Here is a 19088-nt window from a genome sequence, read left to right as displayed (position 1 = left end):
GTCGGTCCAGTGCAGGCCGGTCGCCCTTCCCACGGGAAAAGGCGGCCGGCCTTCTCGTCCCTTACGGAAGGTGTGCCGGATGACCAGCACGGTTCCTGTGTCCATGACCCGCACGGCGGAAGGCGCCGCCCTGCAGGCCGTCCTGCTCGACATGGACGGCACCCTCGTCGACACCGAGGGCTTCTGGTGGGACGCCGAAGTGGAGGTCTTCGCCGGGCTCGGGCACCAGCTCGACGAGGCATGGCGGGACGTGGTGGTCGGCGGGCCGATGACCCGCAGCGCCGGCTACCTCATGGATGTGACCGGCGCTGACATCACCCTCGCCGAACTCACCGTGCTGCTCAACGACCGCTTCGAGGCGCGCATCGGCCGCGGTGTGCCGCTGATGCCGGGTGCGGCACGGCTGCTGGCCGAACTGGCCAGGCACGAGATTCCCACCGCCCTGGTCTCCGCCTCGCACCGCCGGATCATCGACCGGGTGCTGGACTCGGTGGGTCACCACCACTTCTCGCTGACCGTCGCGGGCGACGAGGTCGCCCGTACGAAGCCGCACCCGGAGCCCTACCTCACCGCCGCGTCCGGCTTCGGGGCCGAGCCCGAGCGGTGTGCGGTCATCGAGGACACCGCGACCGGAGTCGCGGCCGCGGAGGCCGCGGGCTGCCGGGTGGTCGCCGTACCGTCCGTCGCCCCGATCGCCCCGGCATCCGGCCGTGTGGTCGTACGTTCGCTCGAAGAAGTCGACCTCGCATTTCTCCGGGGGCTGGTCACGGGAATGCAGTGATCCACACACCGAGAGTGTTTCTGTGAATAAGAGGCCGCGCAGATAGGTGGGGCGGCGTCGCGTGCCGATGGGCGGCGCCTGGCGGCGTTGTCGTCGGTCGGCGACGCTCCGCGTCGCCTCCCTCCTCCGCCTTGCCAGGCTTGCCCCTCGCCCCGCTCCTTCCTCCACCCCACCTATCTGCGCGGCCTCTAAACCGAAAAACTCTCGGCATCGGATGGTGCATTTTCTGTCGTGTGTACGTGCGTGCAGGCCGGGCGCCCGACAAAGGAAAAAAGGAGCCCGGGCATGACCTTTGTCACCCGAATTGCAGAGGAGGGCCTTCCGAGATCGCCCGAGGTGTCCGATTCAGGGTGTCGAAGTGTCACGATTGATGGCCTCTCGCCCGAAACTCTCCCCGCCAGGGAAAACGGCTCGCCGGTAATTCCCGGCGCAGCCTGGTTACACACCGGGCATATCCGGTCCGGCATTGCCGACGCCGCCCGCTAATGTCGTTTTCTCCATGCCGGGATGAGGGAGAGCGTCCACAATGAACCGTAAGACTCTGGTGCTGCCGGCCGTCGTCGGCCTGCTCGCCCCCGCACTCGCCGCCTGCGGCGCGGCGGGTGACGGGAGCGATGGCAGGGCCGCCATCGTTGTCGGCACCACGGACCAGTTCGTGACCTCCAAGGCGAATCCCGCACCGCTCGACCCTGCCATCGGCTACGAAGCGGGCGTGTGGAACGTGCTCCGGCAGACCGTGCAAACCCTGACGCATGTGCCGCGCGGCGGCGGCGAGCCGGTGCCCGAAGCGGCCGAGAGCTGCATCTTCACGGACACCCAGAACGAGAGCTACCGCTGCAAGCTGCGCGCCGGCCTGAAGTTCGCCGACGGCAAGCCGGTCACCGCCGATGACGTGAAGTACTCCATCGACCGCGTCATCCGCATCAATGCGGCCAACGGGCCCGTCGCCCTGCTCGCCAACATCGACACCGTCGAGACGCGGGGCGAGCGGGAGGTCGTCTTCCACCTCCGCACGCCTGACGCCACGTTCCCGTACAAGCTCGCCACCCCGGTCGCCGGGATAGTGCCGCGGAGCAAGTACGCCGCGAAGTCCGCGCGTACCGGATTCCAGGTGGACGGCTCCGGGCCGTACACCATGAAGCCGGAAGTCGTGCACCACCGGGTCGTCAAGGTCCTCTTCACCAGGAACCCGCACTACAAGGGCGATCTGAGGGTACGGAACGACGAGGTCGAACTGGACCTCTTCCCCGACGCCAAGAAGATGGGGAAGGCGCTGGACAGCAAGAAGATCGACATGATGACCCGCACCATGTCACCCGAGCAGTCCCGGGAGCTGCTCGAAAACCCCGAGAGCGGCATCAAGCTCACCGAGATGTCCGGTCTCGCCGTCCGCTTCCTCGGCTTCGACACCAAGGACCCGGCCGTGAAGAACAAGGCCGTACGCCAGGCCATGGCCCAGGTCATCGACCGGGGTGAGATCGCGAGCAAGGTGTACGGCACCACGGCCGAGCCGCTGTACTCGCTGATCCCGTCCGGCATCACCGCGCACACCAACTCGTTCTACAACAAGTACGGCGAGCCCAGCACCGCGAAGGCCGCAGCGATCCTGCACGCCGCGCGCATCGACACCCCGGTGAAGCTCACCCTGCACTACACGACGGACCACTTCGGCACCGGCACGGCCACCGAATTCGAAGCCCTGAAGAAGCAGTTCAACGACACCGGGCTGTTCGACGTCACCGTCCAGGGCACTGCCTGGGAGAAGTACCGCCCCGCGCAGGTGCGCGGCGACTACGCGGTGTACGGCATGGGCTGGTTCCCCGACTTCCCGGACCCCGACAACTTCACGGCGTCGTTCCTCGACAGGAACAACTTCCTCAACTCGCCCTACACGTCGGACCTGGCCCGGAAGACGCTCATCCCGCAGTCCCGCCGGGAGTCCGACCGCAGCGCCTCGGCCAAGACCTTCCAGCGGCTCCAGGACATCGTTGCCCAGGACGTCCCCGTACTGCCGATCTGGCAGGGCAAGCAGTACGTCGCCTCCCGCGAAGGCCTCACCGGCGTCGAATGGGCGGTCAACTCATCCGCCGACCTCCAGCTCTGGGAGCTCGCCGACAGCACCGTCTGAGTACGGACGACGCCCCGGCCGTACCCGGCCGGGGCGCACGCCGGCTCCGCAGGCCCGTTCGTCCGCTCACTGGGCGCCGGGGCGCACCAGGCCGCTCTCGTACGCGTACACGGCCGCCTGCACCCGGTCCCGCAGGCCGAGCTTCGTCAGGACATGGCCGACATGCGTCTTGACCGTCGTCTCACTGACGAACAGATCCGCGGCGATCTCCGCGTTCGACAGGCCGCGCGCCACCAGCTTCAGCACCTCGACCTCACGGTCCGTCAGCGTGTGCAGGGTGTCGGGCACCGGCTCCTCGCCGGACGGCAGATGATCCGCGTACTTGTCGAGCAGCCTGCGGGTGATGCTCGGAGCGAGCATCGCCTCGCCCGCCGCGACCACACGGATCGCCTGCACCAGTTCATTGGCCGGAGCGTCCTTCAACAGGAAGCCGCTGGCGCCGGCGCGCAACGCCTCCACCACGTACTCGTCGAGATCGAACGTGGTCAGCACCAGCACCTTCGCCGGACCGTCCCGGCCCGGACCGGTGATCTGACGCGTCGCCTCGACGCCGTCCATCCGCGGCATACGGATGTCCATCAGCACCACATCGGGCTGCAGCGCCCGCACCTGGTCGAGAGCCTGGAGGCCGTCACCGGCCTCGCCCACCACCGCGAGATCCCCCTCCGCCTCCAGAATCATCCGGAAGCCGGTGCGCAGCAGCGGTTGGTCGTCGACCAGTAGGACGCGGATAGCCACAAGGTCTCCTCAAGGTCCTTCCAGGGCCACAGGCCGGGCGGCCTCGGCACGGACCGGATCCATTCTGCCCTGGACATCCTGCTCGGATTCCGCCGGGCGTACGGACAACGGATATACCGGGGGAGTGCCGCCGAATTCGGGGCAGGCCGCCTGGTGGTCGCACCAGCCGCAGAGCTTCGTCGGCCGGGGCCGCCACTCGCCCGTCTCCGTCGCCAGCCGGATCGCGTCCCAGAGCGCCAGCAGCTTCCGCTCGACCCGCTCCAGATCCGCCACCACCGGGTCGTACGTCATGATGTCGCCGCTGCCGAGATAGACGAGCTGGAGCCGCCGCGGCACCACACCCTTCAGCCGCCAGATCACCAGCGCGTAGAACTTCATCTGGAAGAGCGCACCCTCCGCGTACTCCGGACGCGGCGCCTTCCCCGTCTTGTAGTCGACGATCCGGACCTCGCCCGTGGGTGCCACATCGATCCGGTCGATCACCCCGCGCAGCCGCAGCCCCGACTCCAGCTCCGTCTCGACGAACAGCTCCCGCTCGGCGGGCTCCAGGCGCGTCGGATCCTCCAGCGAGAACCACCGCTCCACCAGGCTCTCCGCCTCGGAGAGCCAGCGCGACAGCCGCTCGCCGCCGGCATCCTTCGCGAACAGCTCCGATAGCTCCGGCTTCGACTCCAGCAGCCGGTCCCACTGGGCCGGGATCAGTGCCGTGGCCCGGCCGGCCGTGCGCTCCGCGGCCGGGTTGTCGAAGAGCCGCTCCAGCACCGCGTGCACCAGCGTGCCCCGGGTTGCCGCTTCGCTGGGCTTCTCCGGCAGTTTGTCGATGACCCGGAAGCGGTACAGCAGAGGACACTGCATGAAATCGCTCGCCCGCGACGGCGACAGGGACGAAGGCGGCTGCGGCGGCCGCGGCAGGGACGTCATGTCGAAGACCCTACGGCCCACCACTGACAGCGGGCGGCATACCATCGACCACACACCCTCGAACACTGCATGATCGTGCCGACCGGCACCGACCGAAGGGACCTCGTGGACGAGAGCGGCGACAGCGGGCGGCCGCAGCCCGGTACGGGGGGAACAGCCCCCGGCACCGGCCCCGACAAGGGCGAGCCGCGGCGCCCCGAAGAACCCGGAGGCGGCCTTCTCATGGGCCGTCCGTTCGGCGTGCCCGTGTACGTCGCACCCAGCTGGTTCGTCGTGGCCGCACTGATCACCTGGGTCTTCGGCGGCCAGCTCGAACGGGTGCTGCCCGAGCTCGGCGCCGCGCGCTATCTGGTCTCCCTGTTCTTCGCGATCGCCTTCTACGCCTCCGTACTCGTCCACGAACTCGCCCACACGGTCGTCGCGCTGCGCTACAAGCTGCCGGTGCGCCGCATCCAGCTCCAGTTCTTCGGCGGCGTCTCCGAGATCGAGAAGGAGTCCGAGACCCCCGGCCGCGAATTCCTCCTCGCCTTCGTCGGCCCCCTGCTCTCCCTGGTGCTCGCCGGCGTCTTCTACGCCGGGACGAAGTTCGTCGAACCCGGCACGGTGCCCGGTGTCCTCCTCGCCGGACTGATGGTCTCCAACCTCCTGGTGGCCGCCTTCAACCTCCTGCCCGGCCTCCCGCTCGACGGCGGACGGATGCTCCGCGCCGTCGTCTGGAAGATCACCGGCCGGCCGATGAGCGGCACCGTCGCCGCCGCCTGGGTCGGCCGCGCCCTCGCCGTCGTCACCCTCATCGGCCTCCCGCTGCTCACCCACACCGGCTCCTTCGGGAACAATCCCCGGGAGCTCAGCGGCATGGAGACCGTCACCGACGCCCTGCTCGCCGCCATCCTCGCCGCCATCATCTGGACCGGAGCGGGCAACAGCCTGCGCATGGCCCGGCTGCGCGAGCACCTTCCCGAACTGCGCGCCCGCACCCTCACCCGGCGCGCCGTGCCCGTGGAGGCCGACACCCCGCTCTCCGAGGCTCTGCGCCGCGCCAACGAGGCGGGCGCCCGCGCCCTCGTCGTCGTCGACGGACACGGCGAACCCATGGGCGTCGTCCGCGAAACGTCGATCGTCTCCATCCCCGAACACCGCCGCCCCTGGGTCGCCGTCAGCGGCCTCGCCCAGGACCTCACGGAGGGCATGAAGATCTCCGCCGAGCTCGCCGGCGAAGCACTCCTGGACCGCCTCAAGGCCCATCCCGCCACCGAGTATCTCGTTCTGGAGGAGACCGGGGAGATCTACGGAGTGCTGTCCACCACCGATGTGGAACGGGCCTTCGTCGCCGCCCTGGCCAGGCCGGCCGCCTGAGAGGCTGCCGGCCCGGCGTCCGCCCCGCCTCGCGGTCGGAGCCCCGGGAATCACCGGTAGGCTGGTCACATGTCTGAACCGACCGGTGCCGCCCGCCGACGCGGGCCCTTCAAGGTCGGGGACCAGGTCCAGCTCACCGATCCCAAGGGACGCCACTACACCTTCACGCTCGAAGCCGGAAAGAACTTCCACACCCACAAGGGTTCTTTCCCGCACGACGAGCTGATCGGTGCCCCCGAGGGCAGTGTTGTCCGAACCACGGGAAACGTCGCCTACCTCGCGCTGCGCCCCCTGCTCCCCGACTACGTCCTGTCCATGCCCCGCGGCGCCGCCGTGGTCTACCCCAAGGACGCGGGGCAGATCCTGGCCTTCGCGGACATCTTCCCCGGCGCCCGCGTCGTGGAAGCCGGCGTCGGCTCCGGCTCGCTCTCCACCTTCCTGCTGCGCGCCATCGGCGACCAGGGCATGCTGCACTCCTACGAGCGTCGCGAGGACTTCGCCGAGATCGCCCAGCAGAACGTGGAACGCTACTTCGGCGAACCGCACCCCGCCTGGCAGCTCACCGTCGGCGACCTCCAGGACAACCTCTCGGACACCGACGTCGACCGTGTCATCCTCGACATGCTCGCCCCCTGGGAGTGTCTGGAGGCCGTCTCCAAGGCGCTCGTGCCCGGCGGCATCCTCTGCGCGTACGTCGCGACCACCACGCAGCTCGCGCGGACCGTCGAGTCGATCCGCGAGATCGGCTGCTTCGCCGAACCGCAGCCCTGGGAATCGATGATCCGCAACTGGCACGTCGAAGGCCTGGCCGTCCGCCCGGACCACCGCATGATCGGCCACACCGGCTTCCTCGTCACCGCCCGCCGCCTGGCCGACGGTGTGGAGGCCCCGCTGCGCCGCCGCCGCCCCGCCAAGGGCGCCTACGGCGAGGACTACGACGGTCCCGGCAGCCAGAGCGGCTCCTCCCGCGGCTGAGAGGCTGTCGGGTGACCTCCGACCGCACAACGTACCGGCGCCGCCGCCGAGTTCCCGGACCGACCCGGGAACTCGGCGGTGGCGCCTCCTCGTTGCCGCTACGGACACGCGTCCGTGGCCGACCCCACCGTTCCCCTGATCTGTGCGGTGTGGCACGATGCTGGCCACCCCGCACCACCGCGGACGTCCCACCGGTGCCACCGCCCGACCAGGCATCCCCGATCCACAGGAACCACAGGAGACATCCCGCGTGCAGCCCTCCGAGCTCCCGGACCTCGCGCACACCGACACCAAGCCGCTCCACTGGCTCGCCACCGCGACAGCGATGGCCGCTGTCATCGCGGCAGCCGGCATGCTCCAGCCGGAGCCCACCGCCTCCGCCTCGGCCCCCCACGGGACCGCCGCACAGCACGGCACCGCGCCCGTCGCCGCCCCCGATCCGCAGCGGGTGGCCTACCCCCTGGAATGCGCCGGGCTGGAGAACACCGTGGCCCAGCAGGCGCCCGGCGACCTCGACGGCGACGGCCGCCCCGAGACCGTCGCCGTGGTCCACTGCGCGGCCGGATCCGGCACCCCGCCCAGCGGTGTCTACGTCCTCACACAGGGAGACGGGGCCGCGCCCCGGATCGTGGCGACCCTGGTGGACCCCGCCCAGCAGATGAGCATCGGCGATTTCGCGGTGCGAGACGGAGCCGTCTTCGCCACCCTGTTCGGCTACTCCTCGGCCGACGTACCCCGCTGCTGTCCCGACCAGCAGGAAAAGGTCACCTGGCGGTGGCAGGGCGGTGCGTTCGTCCGCACCATCCAGGCCGGCCCCGGCAGTGCCTGAGCGGTCACCGCGCGTGCCCGCCCGCCCACAACCGCCGGATCAGGCGGCCTCGGGTCCGTACACCTCGACCCTGTCCGAAACGCGACGTACATGGATGCAGTCGCCCGGGCATTCCTTGGCCGAATCGACGACATCCTGAAGCAGCGGAAGCGGTACGGGTGTGGTCGCGCCCTTGTCCTGCAGCAGCTCGTCGTCACCGCTCTTCACATACGCCAGGCCGTCGATGTCCAGCTCGAACACCTCGGGTGCGTACTGCACGCAGATCCCGTCCCCCGTGCACAGGTCCTGGTCGATCCAGACCTCCAGGTCCTGAGTGTCGCTGCCGGTGGGAGCCTCCTGCTGCACGGTCATTTCTCCTGCCGTTCCCTACGTATCCGAACCAAATGAAGCCAGCACTGACGGGTGTTGAACGGTTCGACGATACAACTGGCCGCTTTCCGATGTTGAAGGGTGGGTATTCCCCTCTCACGAGGGGGAACGCAAGGGTGAAGATCGGACACGCCCCGCAGTCTTTGTGATCTAGGGGTTTCAATCATCACCCACCCAGGTAGGGTCAGGAAGCGTCCAGCTCCCCTTGGAGGAGGTGAGGACCGTGGCAGCCCACGACGACGACATCAACCGCGGCATCCGGCCCGGGCGGGGGTCCGAAGACCCAGCCGGCCAGGTCGCCTATCTTGAGCAGGAAATCGCCGTCCTGCGACGTAAGCTCGCCGACTCTCCGCGCCATACGAGGATTCTCGAAGAGCGGATCGTCGAGTTGCAGACCAACCTGGCAGGCGTGTCCGCGCAGAACGAGCGGCTCGCCAACACGCTCCGCGAGGCCCGCGACCAGATCGTGGCCCTCAAGGAAGAGGTCGACCGGCTCGCACAGCCGCCTGCCGGTTTCGGTGTGTTCTTGCAGGGCAATGAGGACGGCACCTGCGACCTCTTTACCGGAGGCCGGAAACTCCGGGTGAATGTCAGCCCCGGCGTCGAGCTCGACGACCTCCGGCGCGGCCAGGAAGTCATGCTCAACGAAGCGCTCAACGTGGTCGACGCCATGGAATTCGAACGGGCCGGGGACATCGTGACCCTCAAGGAAGTCCTTGAGGACGGCGAACGCGCCCTGGTCATCGGGCACACCGACGAGGAACGGGTGGTACGGCTCGCGGAGCCGCTGCTGGACGCCACCATCCGCCCCGGCGACGCCCTGCTGCTCGAACCCAGGTCCGGCTACGTCTACGAAGTGGTGCCCAAGAGCGAGGTCGAAGAGCTCGTCCTCGAAGAGGTGCCGGACATCGACTACAGCAAGATCGGCGGCCTGGGCGACCAGATCGAGCTGATCCGGGACGCGGTCGAGCTCCCCTACCTCCACCCCGACCTCTTCAAGGAGCACGAACTGCGGCCGCCGAAGGGCATCCTGCTCTACGGGCCGCCCGGCTGCGGCAAGACACTCATCGCCAAGGCGGTGGCCAACTCCCTTGCCAAGAAGGTCGCCGAAGTCACCGGCCAGCCCGCGGGCAAGAGCTACTTCCTCAACATCAAGGGCCCGGAACTCCTCAACAAGTACGTCGGCGAGACCGAGCGGCACATCCGCCTGGTCTTCCAGCGGGCGCGCGAGAAGGCGAGTGAGGGCACCCCCGTCATCGTCTTCTTCGACGAGATGGAGTCCCTCTTCCGCACCCGGGGATCCGGCGTCAGCTCGGACGTGGAGAACACCATCGTCCCCCAGTTGCTCGCCGAGATCGACGGTGTCGAGGGCCTGGAGAACGTCATCGTCATCGGCGCCTCCAACCGCGAGGACATGATCGACCCCGCGATCCTGCGCCCCGGCCGCCTCGATGTGAAGATCAAGATCGAGCGCCCCGACGCGGAGGCCGCGAAGGACATCTTCGCGAAGTACCTCACGCCTTCGCTGCCCCTGCACGCGGACGACCTCGCGGAGCACACCGGCTCCAAGGAAGCCGCCACGCACGCGATGATCCAGTCCGTCGTCGAGCGGATGTACACCGAGTCCGAGGAGAACCGCTTCCTCGAAGTCACGTACGCCAACGGCGACAAGGAAGTCCTCTACTTCAAGGACTTCAATTCCGGCGCGATGATCCAGAACATCGTCGACCGGGCCAAGAAGATGGCCATCAAGGACTTCCTCGACCAGCGTCAGAAGGGCCTTCGCGTCTCCCATCTCCTCCAGGCATGCGTGGACGAGTTCAAGGAGAACGAGGACCTGCCGAACACCACGAACCCGGACGACTGGGCCCGCATCTCCGGCAAGAAGGGCGAGCGGATCGTCTTCATCCGCACGCTCGTCACCGGAAAGCAGGGCGCGGACACCGGTCGCTCCATCGACACGGTGGCGAATACCGGGCAGTACCTGTAGAACGCGGACCGGCTGCGGATGCCCGGCCGGGCATCCGCAGCCGGTCGCTTTCCGGACAGCTCGCACGACACCGCAGCAATGACGTAATTGATCTCCCCACCAGCACAGAGGCGCTCTAGGCTCTTGCGTACCGCCCGGTCGCGCAGTGCGTGGACGGGCACGCACGCGCACCGACAAGCAGCGGTACTTGAGCGCCGCCCCTCAAGGGAGCGCCGCCGGGCAAGGAGGGCCGCATGACCGTACGGCGAGTAATGGGCATCGAGACGGAGTACGGGATCTCCGTCCCCGGCCACCCCAACGCCAATGCCATGCTCACCTCGTCCCAGATCGTCAACGCCTACGCGGCGGCGATGCACCGGGCGCGCCGCGCCCGCTGGGACTTCGAGGAGGAGAACCCGCTGCGGGACGCGCGAGGTTTCGACCTCGCCCGCGAGACCGCGGACTCCAGCCAGCTCACCGACGAGGACATCGGCCTCGCCAACGTCATCCTCACCAACGGGGCCCGCCTCTACGTCGACCACGCGCACCCGGAATACAGCTCCCCGGAGGTCACCAATCCGCGGGACGGGGTCCTCTGGGACAAGGCCGGCGAACGCATCATGGCCGAAGCGGCCGAGCGCGCGGCCCAGCTGCCCGGCGCCCAGCCGATCCACCTCTACAAGAACAACACCGACAACAAGGGCGCCTCGTACGGCACGCACGAGAACTACCTGATGAAGCGGGAAACCCCCTTCTCCGACATCGTGCGCCATCTGACCCCGTTCTTCGTCTCCCGCCAGGTGGTCACCGGCGCGGGACGCGTGGGAATCGGCCAGGACGGCCACGAGCACGGCTTCCAGATCAGTCAGCGTGCCGACTACTTCGAGGTCGAGGTCGGCCTGGAGACCACCCTCAAGCGCCCCATCATCAACACCCGCGACGAACCGCACTCCGACGCGGAGAAGTACCGCCGGCTCCATGTGATCATCGGCGACGCGAACCTCTCGGAGATCTCCACCTACCTCAAACTCGGTACCACCGCCCTGGTCCTCTCCATGATCGAGGACGGCTTCATCAACGTCGATCTCGCGGTCGACCAGCCGGTGCGCACGCTCCACCACGTCTCCCACGACCCGACGCTGCAGCACCTGATCACGCTGCGCAGCGGGCGCACGCTCACCGCGGTACAGCTTCAGATGGAGTACTTCGAGCTGGGCCGCAAGTACGTCGAGGAGCGGTACGGGGCGGACGCCGACGAGCAGACCAAGGACGTCCTGGTCCGCTGGGAGGACACCCTCAACCGGCTGGAGAACGATCCGATGAGCCTGTCCGGCGAGCTCGACTGGATCGCCAAGCGGGAACTCATGGAGGGCTACCGCCGCCGTGACAGTCTGGACTGGGACGCGGCGCGGTTGCACCTGGTGGACCTCCAGTACGCCGACGTGCGGGCCGAGAAGGGCCTGTACAACCGTCTGGCGGCCCGCGGCAAGATGAAGCGCCTGCTGGACGACCGTGACGTCGAGAAGGCCCGTACGGGGCCTCCGGAGGACACCAGGGCCTACTTCCGCGGCCGCTGCCTGGAGCAGTACGCCGATGACGTGGCCGCAGCCTCCTGGGACTCGGTCATCTTCGATCTGCCGGGCCATGACTCGCTGCAGCGGGTGCCCACCCTGGAACCGCTCCGGGGCACCCGTAACCACGTCAAGGAGCTCCTGGACCGCTGCCGCACGGCGGAAGAGCTGGTTCAGGTGCTGTCGGGCGGCTGAAAGGGCCGCGATCGGGGAAACATCGGGATGACCCCCGGACGTTGAGACAACTACCGGGCCAATGTCGGACCCCGTGGGTAGGGTCTGATCAAGTGCTTCGAACCGAGCGGGGTGAGCTATATGGCGACCAAGGACACCGGCGGCGGACAGCAGAAGGCGACGCGTTCCACGGAGGAGGTCGAGGAGCAGGCGCAGGATGCGCAGGCGTCCGAGGATCTCAAGGAGCGCCAGGAGAAGCTGAGCGACGATGTCGACGACGTTCTCGACGAGATCGATGATGTCCTCGAGGCCAACGCCGAGGACTTCGTCCGGTCATTTGTCCAAAAGGGTGGACAGTAGTTCACGGATGTGAACGCGGGGGAGTGGTGAGGCGTGCGCGGTGCGGGCGAGGTCTGCCCGTACCGCGCGTCCACAAGCGGCACCGCGGGTGCGGTGCCGCTGCCCCCGCAGTTCATGTGGACCACTGCCACGGGGCGGGTAGGGTCCGTGGCGTAACCGCATCGACTGCAATTCGGCCATCGGCACGTTGGGAGACGATCCTGACACCCTGCGCAGGGCCGTCGCATACCTGGAGGGAAACGCGTGGAAGCCAACACTCGTAGCACCGGGCGTCTACCAGCTGCCTTCCTGACGCCGGGATCCTCTTCGTTCATGGATTTCCTGTCCGACCATTCTCCCCAGCTGCTTCCGGGCAACCGGAACCTGCCGCCCCTGCAGGGGGCCATCGAGGCGCCGCACGGGACGACCATCGTCGCGGCGACGTTCCCCGGCGGGGTGGTTCTGGCCGGCGACCGGCGGGCGACCATGGGCAACATGATCGCGCAGCGCGACATCGAGAAGGTCTTCCCGGCCGACGAGTATTCGGCGGTGGGCATCGCCGGTACGGCCGGACTGGCTGTGGAGATGGTCAAGCTCTTCCAGTTGGAGCTGGAGCACTTCGAGAAGGTCGAGGGCGCCCAGCTCTCCCTGGAGGGCAAGGCGAACCGGCTCTCCACGATGATCCGCAGCAATCTGGCGATGGCCATGCAGGGCCTCGCCGTCGTACCACTCTTCGCCGGCTTCGACATCGACCGGGAGAAGGGCCGGATCTTCTCGTACGACGTCACCGGCGGCCGTTCCGAGGAGGTCGGCTACGCGGCCACCGGCTCCGGGTCGATCTTCGCCCGTGGGTCGATGAAGAAGCTCTACCGCGAAGATCTGACGGAGCAGCAGGCCCTCACCCTGGTCGTCCAGGCGCTGTACGACGCCGCGGACGACGATTCGGCGACCGGTGGTCCCGATGTGGCCCGGCGGATCTATCCGATCGTCACCGTCATCACCGACGAGGGCTTCCGGAAGCTGACCGAGGTGGAATCCGCCGAGATCGCCCGCTCGGTTCTGGAACGCCGGCTGGAACAGCCCGACGGCCCGCGCGCCGCGCTGCTCTGACCGTCGTTCCGCAGCTTCTTCGATGCTTTTGTCACTGACAGGAAGGGACGGATAACCGGTGTCGACGCCGTTCTATGTCTCACCCCAGCAGGCCATGGCCGACCGGGCGGAATACGCCCGGAAGGGCATCGCCCGTGGTCGCAGCCTGGTTGTGCTGCAGTACGCCGACGGCATTGTGTTCGTCGGCGAGAACCCGTCCCGTGCGCTGCACAAGTTCAGCGAGATCTATGACCGGATCGGTTTCGCCGCCGCCGGCAAGTACAACGAGTACGAGAACCTCCGCATCGGTGGTGTGCGCTACGCCGATCTGCGCGGATACACCTACGACCGTGACGATGTGACGGCCCGTGGGCTGGCCAACGTGTACGCGCAGACGCTGGGCACCATCTTCTCCAGTGCGGCCGAGAAGCCGTACGAGGTGGAGCTGGTGGTGGCCGAGGTGGGTACCGAGCCGGAGGGAGACCAGATCTACCGGCTGCCGCACGACGGCTCGATCGTCGACGAGCACGGCTCCGTCGCCGTCGGCGGCAACGCCGAGCAGATCAGCACCTTCCTGGACCAGCGGCACCGTGACGGGATGACGCTCGCCGAGGCGCTCAAGCTGGCCGTGCAGGCGCTGTCCCGCGATCCCAACGGCAGCGAGCGGGAGATCCCCGCGGAGCGGCTGGAGGTCGCGGTCCTGGACCGTACGAGGCCGCAGCAGCGGAAGTTCAAGCGGATCGTCGGCCGGCAGCTGGCACGGCTGCTGGAGGCGGACGGCGGCGCCGCTCCGACGGACGCCCCCTCCGACATCGAGGACGGCGAGGAATCCGAGTCTCCCGCGAGCACGACGGACATCACCAAGTCCACCGATTCCACCGATTCCGGTGGGGACGTGGAGTAGTCCTCCGGTGCCCCGGTCCGCCCCTCCCGGCGGGCCGGGGCACCGTCATGTCCGCGGGCCGTCCGCGGGCGGGGGTGCCGAGGAGCCGCGTGCCACCAGCCGCACGGGCAGGCTGCCGGGCTCGGCCGGGCGGCCGTCCAGGACTGCCAGCAGCGCGGCCATGCCGCGTTCGCCGACCTGTTCGGCGGGCAGCTGCACGGTGGTGAGCTCGGGTTCGACGGCCGTGGCCAGGGCCAGATCGTCGAAACCGGTGACGGAGAGGTCGTCGGGGACCCGGAGCCCGAGCCTGCGGGCGGCCTTGCAGGCGCCCGCGGCGAGGATGTCGTCGTCGCAGACGAGGGCGGTGGGCCGGGGGCCGGGGGCGGCCAGCGCCCGCTCCGTGGCCGCGCGGCCCGCGGGGACATCGAGCGTCGCCGCGACGGTCCGTAGGGAGGTGCCGGGCACCGCCTTCAGCGCGTCGTGGAGGGCCCGGGCGCGGGCGGCGAAGGTCCAGGAGTCGATTGCCGACGCGAGGTGGACGAAGCGGCGGTGGCCGAGCGCGAGCAGATGGTCCGCGATCTGCCGCATGCCGTCGGCGATGTCGAGGTTGACCCGGGCCGCGACACCGGTGTCCGCCGGGTCGCTGTCGAGCATGATCAGCGGCAGACCGGCGCCGCGCAGCGCGTCGAGGGCTCCGGCGGCCATGGACGAGGCGATCACCCCGTCGAGCGAGGCGCGCGCCGAGGCGAACGGATCCCTGGCCGGGCCGGTGCCCTCGGGCGACGGATAGAGGACGACCCCGAAGCCGTGCTCGGCGGCGACCGCGGCAGCGCCGGTGTAGACGCGCGCGAAGAACTCGCTGGTGAGCGCGGGGACGACGAGCAGCGCGGTCCTGGTGCGGCCGAGGCGGAGGCTACGGGCGGCGAGGTTGGGCTGGTAGCCGAGGCCGCGGGCGGCGTGCCGTACGCGTTCGGCGGTGGCCTCGGAGACCCGGCCGCGCCATTTGTCGCCGAGCACGAGGGAGACGGTGGTCTGCGAGACCCCGGCGGCCCGCGCGACATCGCGGCTGGTGGGCCGGGGCGGGGCGGGACGCGACTGCGGTGCGCTGGTCACTCGGGGCCTCCGGGCCGGACGGGGAGGGCAGGCGCCGTGAGGTGGACCTGCGGACTGGGCACATGGTACGTATGAACCTCGACGTTATACGTAAAACTTCAGGTGCCCGAGAGTACCCGGAGGAGAGGGGCGGGACATGGCCGCGGGATATCTGGACATCCTCCGGGCGCGGCATGCCGCCCGTTTGCTCACGGGGACCCTGGTGGGGCGGCTGCCGAGCGGCACCGCCCACATCGCGATCGTGCTGTTCACCCGGGCCGAGGGCGGCAGCTACACCCTCGCCGGCGCGCTCGCGGCCGTGTACGGGCTGTCCACCGCGGTCGGGCAGCCGCTCCTGGGCCGCGCCGTGGACCTGTACGGCCAGCCACGTGTCCAGTTCCCGGCCGCCGTGGCCTCGGCGCTGGGCATGGCCCTGCTGGCCCTGGTGGGCCTGGGGTCGCTGCCGCTGGCCTGCGGCGCGGTGATGGTGGCCGGAGTCTTCACGCCGCCGCTGGAAGGCGGTCTGCGAGCGCTGTGGCCGACCGTTCTGGGCGGTGAGGAACGGGTGCACCGGGCGTACGCGATGGACGCCGTCGCCCAGGAGGTCATGTTCACCGTGGGCCCGCTGCTGGTGACGCTGCTCGTCTCGCTCTGGTCGCCCGCCGCCGCCCTGCTGGTCATCAACGCAATAGGGGTTCTGGGCGCGCTTTCCGTCGTCCTCTCGGAGCCGTCCCGTGCCTGGCGTTCGGCGCCCCGGGAGGCGCACTGGCTGGGTGCGCTGCGTTCGCCGGGGCTGCTGGCACTGCTCGGTTCGTTCTTCTTCGTCGGGCTCGCGCTCGGTTCCATCACGGTGGCCGGGGTGGCGTACGCCGACGACCACGGCCGGGAGTCGGTGTACGGCTGGCTGATGGCCGCGCTGGGGCTGGGTGCGCTGGTGGGTGGCGCGGTGTACGGGGCGCGGCAGTGGGCCGGGGCTCCGGAACGCCGGCTGCGGGTCATCGTCGCACTGCTGGCGCTCGGCTATCTGCCGCTGATGCTGACCCCGGGAGTGGTCGCGATGACCGCTCTGTCGGCAGTGGCCGGAGTTTTCCTGGCGCCCGCGATCGCCTGCTCGTTCATCGTGGTCGACCGGCATGCTCCGCGGGGCACGGTGACGGAGGCGTTCTCCTGGCTCGTGACGACGTTCGGGGTGGGCGCGGCGGCGGGAACGGCCGTGGCGGGCCCGGCCGTCGAACTGGGCGGCACGACGTGGAGCTTCGCCGTCGCGGGGGCCGGTGGGGTGGCGGCGCTGCTGGTTCTGCTGGCCACGGGAAGGGTCCTCGCAGTTCCCGGGCGTACGGCAGTTGCTGTACGGGGATCGGAAAATGATCGAAACGGTGCTGTCGAACCCGGTTTCAGTTCAGGCCATCAGGCGTAATGTTCAGTCATGGACCGCCGCATTTTCGGGCTGGAGAACGAGTACGGCGTCACGTGCACGTTCAGGGGACAGCGCCGACTGTCTCCTGATGAAGTGGCGCGCTACCTCTTCCGCCGTGTTGTGTCATGGGGCCGCAGCAGCAATGTCTTTCTGCGGAACGGCGCCCGCCTCTACCTCGACGTGGGATCGCATCCGGAGTATGCAACCCCCGAATGCGACAACCTGACCGAGCTGGTCACCCACGACAAGGCCGGCGAGCGCATTCTCGAAGGTCTGCTCGTCGACGCCGAACGCCGCCTGCACGAGGAGGGAATCGCGGGCGACGTCTATCTCTTCAAGAACAACACCGACTCGGCGGGAAACTCCTACGGATGTCATGAGAACTATCTCGTGGCGCGACACGGAGAATTCTCCCGGCTCGCGGACATCCTCATTCCCTTCCTCGTCACGAGGCAGCTGATCTGCGGCGCGGGCAAGGTGCTGCAGACCCCACGGGGCGCCGTCTACTGCGTCAGCCAGCGTGCCGAGCACATCTGGGAGGGCGTCAGCTCCGCGACGACCCGCTCCCGCCCGATCATCAACACGCGTGACGAACCGCACGCGGACGCGGAGCGGTACCGCCGTCTCCACGTCATCGTTGGTGACTCCAACATGTCCGAGACGACGATGCTGCTCAAGGTCGGCGCCACCGATCTGGTGCTCCGCATGATCGAGGCGGGCACCGTGATGCGGGATCTGACGCTGGAGAACCCGATCCGGGCGATCCGTGAGGTCAGCCACGACACCACGGGGCAGCGCAAGGTGCGCCTGGCCAGCGGCCGTGAGGCATCCGCCATCGAGGTGCAGCGCGAGTACTACGAGAAGGCCGTCGACTTCGTCGACCGCCGCGGCATCCGCACCGGAACGGTCGCCCAGGTCCTGGAGCTGTGGGGCCGTACGCTCGACGCGGTCGAGGCCGAGGATCTCGACCGGATCGAGACCGAGATCGACTGGGTGATGAAGTACAAGCTCATCGAGCGGTACCGCGCCAAGCACAACATGACGATGTCGCATCCGCGGGTTGCCCAGATAGACCTCGCGTACCACGACATCCACCGCCGTCGCGGCCTGTACTACCTGCTGGAGCGCAAGGGGAAGGCCGCCCGTGTCTGCAACGACCTGAAGATCTTCGAGGGCAAGTCCGTGCCCCCGCAGACGACCAGGGCGCGACTGCGCGGGGACTTCATCCGCAGGGCCCAGGAGCAGCGGCGGGACTTCACCGTCGACTGGGTCCATCTCAAGCTCAACGACCAGGCGCAGCGCACGGTGTTGTGCAAGGACCCGTTCCGTTCGGTGGACGACCGAGTGGAGAAGCTGATCGCGGGTATGTGAGCCGGCGACAGGAATTCCCGGACTCCGACGCGACGCGGGCCCCGTACGTTCCTCGTACGGGGCCCTGCGTACGCCCTAGAGTGTCGGGGACTCAACCAACTGTGCCGTCTGAGATCTGAGGAACCAGTGCGCCGACTTGCCGGCCTTCTCGTCGTCCCCCTGTTGCTGGTGACAGCAGCCTGCGGTAACGAAAAGGGCTCCGCCTCCGCTTCCGCTTCCGCTTCCGCCGCGTCCAAGGACGGGTTCCCCGCGATCACCGCGGGCGCGAAGTTCGGCGAGAAGCCCACCCTGGCCAAGGGGACCGGGAACCCGCCCAAGGAGCTGAAGACCAGGGTCGTCAGCGAGGGTGACGGCGCCACGCTCAAGAACGGCGACGCGATCCAGGTCAACTACCTCGGGCAGGCCTGGGACTCCGACAAGCCGTTCGACAACAGCTTCGACCGCAAGCAGCCGTTCGATCTGACCCTCGGCGCGGGCATGGTGATCCAGGGCTGGGACAAGGGCCTCGTCGGCAAGAAGGTCGGCAGCCGGGTGCAGCTGGTCATCCCGCCGGAGCTCGGTTACGGAGCGCAGGGCCAGGGCGACATCAAGCCGAACGCCACGCTCGTCTTCGTCGTCGACGTTCTGAAGGCGACGCAGATCCCGGCGTCCGCCAAGGGCACCGAGGTCGCCCAGGACAACATCGACCTGCCGAAGGTCGGCACCAACACGGACGGCAAGGCCCCCAAGGTCACGATCCCGACCAAGAGCGACCCGCCGAAGAAGCTCGTCTCCAATTACATCCTGGAGTCCAAGGGCGACGTCGTGAAGGACACCGACAGCGTCGTCGTGAACTACGTGGGGCTGCTGTGGAAGGACGGCAAGACGTTCGACAGCACCTACAGCACGGGCAAGACGCAGACCTTCCCCCTCGCCCAGGTCACCCTGAAGGGGCTCAAGAACGGTCTGGTCGGCAAGAAGATCGGCAGCCGCGTGCTCCTCGTCATCCCGCCGGACCAGGGGTTCGGCGACAAGGCGCAGCAGACGATTCCGGCGAAGTCCACGCTGGTCTTCGCCGTGGACATCCTGGCGAAGATGTAAGACTGT

Annotated in this window: 17 protein-coding genes and 1 pseudogene; 14 read left to right on the top strand and 4 right to left on the bottom strand. The window is 68.6% G+C overall.

Features of this window, described 5'->3' with window-relative positions; genetic code table 11:
* Positions 1-79 precede the first annotated feature (79 nt).
* Both OG936_RS05505 and OG936_RS05500 read left to right on the top strand, forming a co-directional pair.
* Positions 80-781, top strand: coding sequence for an HAD family hydrolase (locus tag OG936_RS05505; RefSeq protein WP_383753726.1), 702 nt, complete (start codon positions 80-82; stop codon positions 779-781).
* Positions 782-1307: 526 nt separating this feature from the next.
* Positions 1308-2909, top strand: a complete 1602-nt coding sequence (locus tag OG936_RS05500; RefSeq protein WP_406492905.1) for an ABC transporter substrate-binding protein — start codon at positions 1308-1310, stop codon at positions 2907-2909.
* Positions 2910-2975: 66 nt separating this feature from the next.
* Here OG936_RS05500 and OG936_RS05495 read toward each other — a convergent pair whose 3' ends face one another.
* On the bottom strand, positions 2976-3647 hold the full coding sequence (locus OG936_RS05495; RefSeq protein ID WP_093541287.1) for a response regulator transcription factor: 672 nt from the start codon (positions 3645-3647) through the stop codon (positions 2976-2978).
* Positions 3648-3656: 9 nt separating this feature from the next.
* Positions 3657-4502: a RecB family exonuclease gene (locus OG936_RS05490; RefSeq protein ID WP_406500318.1), complete on the bottom strand. Its 846-nt coding sequence runs from the start codon at positions 4500-4502 to the stop codon at positions 3657-3659.
* A 171-nt stretch (positions 4503-4673) separates the two neighbouring features.
* Here OG936_RS05490 and OG936_RS05485 point away from each other — a divergent pair, with 171 nt between their 5' ends.
* The 3 genes from OG936_RS05485 to OG936_RS05475 all read left to right on the top strand — a co-directional run bounded on the left by OG936_RS05485 (position 4674) and on the right by OG936_RS05475 (position 7728).
* Positions 4674-5924: a site-2 protease family protein gene (locus tag OG936_RS05485; RefSeq protein ID WP_406500316.1), complete on the top strand. Its 1251-nt coding sequence runs from the start codon at positions 4674-4676 to the stop codon at positions 5922-5924.
* A gap of 69 nt (positions 5925-5993) precedes the next feature.
* On the top strand, positions 5994-6899 hold the full coding sequence (locus OG936_RS05480; RefSeq protein ID WP_093541283.1) for a tRNA (adenine-N1)-methyltransferase: 906 nt from the start codon (positions 5994-5996) through the stop codon (positions 6897-6899).
* Positions 6900-7149: 250 nt separating this feature from the next.
* On the top strand, positions 7150-7728 hold the full coding sequence (locus OG936_RS05475) for a hypothetical protein (RefSeq protein WP_406492903.1): 579 nt from the start codon (positions 7150-7152) through the stop codon (positions 7726-7728).
* A gap of 39 nt (positions 7729-7767) precedes the next feature.
* Here the strand turns inward: OG936_RS05475 and OG936_RS05470 are convergent, their stop codons facing one another.
* Positions 7768-8079 (bottom strand): ferredoxin, encoded by a 312-nt coding sequence (locus tag OG936_RS05470; RefSeq protein ID WP_266907129.1) that lies wholly within the window; start codon positions 8077-8079, stop codon positions 7768-7770.
* A 241-nt stretch (positions 8080-8320) separates the two neighbouring features.
* Here OG936_RS05470 and arc point away from each other — a divergent pair, with 241 nt between their 5' ends.
* From arc to prcA, 6 genes and pseudogenes are all read left to right on the top strand, one after another.
* Positions 8321-10087, top strand: coding sequence for a proteasome ATPase (gene arc, locus OG936_RS05465; RefSeq protein WP_406492901.1), 1767 nt, complete (start codon positions 8321-8323; stop codon positions 10085-10087).
* Positions 10088-10320: 233 nt separating this feature from the next.
* Positions 10321-11832, top strand: coding sequence for a depupylase/deamidase Dop (gene dop / locus OG936_RS05460; protein ID WP_406492900.1), 1512 nt, complete (start codon positions 10321-10323; stop codon positions 11830-11832).
* 120 nt (positions 11833-11952) lie between these two features.
* The gene (locus OG936_RS05455; RefSeq protein WP_383753714.1) at positions 11953-12171 is read left to right on the top strand and encodes a ubiquitin-like protein Pup; all 219 of its coding nucleotides are present in this window, start codon (positions 11953-11955) and stop codon (positions 12169-12171) included.
* Positions 12172-12272: 101 nt separating this feature from the next.
* Positions 12273-12463 (top strand): annotated as a pseudogene (locus OG936_RS05450) (endonuclease domain-containing protein); the annotation flags it as partial.
* Positions 12415-13260, top strand: a complete 846-nt coding sequence (prcB, locus tag OG936_RS05445) for a proteasome subunit beta (protein WP_406492898.1) — start codon at positions 12415-12417, stop codon at positions 13258-13260. The pseudogene OG936_RS05450 and the gene prcB, both read left to right, overlap by 49 nt.
* A 58-nt stretch (positions 13261-13318) precedes the next feature.
* Positions 13319-14143, top strand: coding sequence for a proteasome subunit alpha (gene prcA, locus OG936_RS05440; protein WP_383753710.1), 825 nt, complete (start codon positions 13319-13321; stop codon positions 14141-14143).
* 45 nt (positions 14144-14188) lie between these two features.
* Here the strand turns inward: prcA and OG936_RS05435 are convergent, their stop codons facing one another.
* Positions 14189-15235, bottom strand: a complete 1047-nt coding sequence (locus OG936_RS05435) for a LacI family DNA-binding transcriptional regulator (protein WP_406492896.1) — start codon at positions 15233-15235, stop codon at positions 14189-14191.
* 136 nt (positions 15236-15371) lie between these two features.
* Between OG936_RS05435 and OG936_RS05430 the strand changes: the two genes are divergently transcribed.
* The 3 genes from OG936_RS05430 to OG936_RS05420 all read left to right on the top strand — a co-directional run bounded on the left by OG936_RS05430 (position 15372) and on the right by OG936_RS05420 (position 19082).
* A complete protein-coding gene (locus OG936_RS05430; protein WP_406492895.1) occupies positions 15372-16631 on the top strand; it encodes an MFS transporter in 1260 nt (419 codons plus the stop codon).
* Positions 16632-16640: 9 nt separating this feature from the next.
* Positions 16641-18002, top strand: coding sequence for a Pup--protein ligase (gene pafA, locus OG936_RS05425; protein WP_406492894.1), 1362 nt, complete (start codon positions 16641-16643; stop codon positions 18000-18002).
* A 126-nt stretch (positions 18003-18128) separates the two neighbouring features.
* Positions 18129-19082: an FKBP-type peptidyl-prolyl cis-trans isomerase gene (locus tag OG936_RS05420; protein WP_406492892.1), complete on the top strand. Its 954-nt coding sequence runs from the start codon at positions 18129-18131 to the stop codon at positions 19080-19082.
* Positions 19083-19088 lie beyond the last annotated feature (6 nt).

It is taken from the genome of Streptomyces sp. NBC_00846 (assembly GCF_045207325.1).
In the GTDB taxonomy this organism is placed as follows: Bacteria; Actinomycetota; Actinomycetes; order Streptomycetales; family Streptomycetaceae; genus Streptomyces.
This window is presented reverse-complemented; position numbering and strand designations above follow the sequence as displayed.

Bases quoted from the DNA above. Each gene is read 5' to 3' on its own strand.
- OG936_RS05505 (WP_383753726.1), top strand. From the start codon at position 80: ATGACCAGCACGGTTCCTGTGTCCATGACCCGCACGGCGGAAGGCGCC.
- OG936_RS05500 (WP_406492905.1), top strand. From the start codon at position 1,308: ATGAACCGTAAGACTCTGGTGCTGCCGGCCGTCGTCGGCCTGCTCGCC.
- OG936_RS05490 (WP_406500318.1), bottom strand. From the start codon at position 4,502: ATGCAGTGTCCTCTGCTGTACCGCTTCCGGGTCATCGACAAACTGCCG.
- OG936_RS05480 (WP_093541283.1), top strand. From the start codon at position 5,994: ATGTCTGAACCGACCGGTGCCGCCCGCCGACGCGGGCCCTTCAAGGTC.
- OG936_RS05470 (WP_266907129.1), bottom strand. From the start codon at position 8,079: ATGACCGTGCAGCAGGAGGCTCCCACCGGCAGCGACACTCAGGACCTG.
- dop (WP_406492900.1), top strand. From the start codon at position 10,321: ATGACCGTACGGCGAGTAATGGGCATCGAGACGGAGTACGGGATCTCC.
- OG936_RS05455 (WP_383753714.1), top strand. From the start codon at position 11,953: ATGGCGACCAAGGACACCGGCGGCGGACAGCAGAAGGCGACGCGTTCC.
- OG936_RS05430 (WP_406492895.1), top strand. From the start codon at position 15,372: ATGGCCGCGGGATATCTGGACATCCTCCGGGCGCGGCATGCCGCCCGT.
- pafA (WP_406492894.1), top strand. From the start codon at position 16,641: ATGGACCGCCGCATTTTCGGGCTGGAGAACGAGTACGGCGTCACGTGC.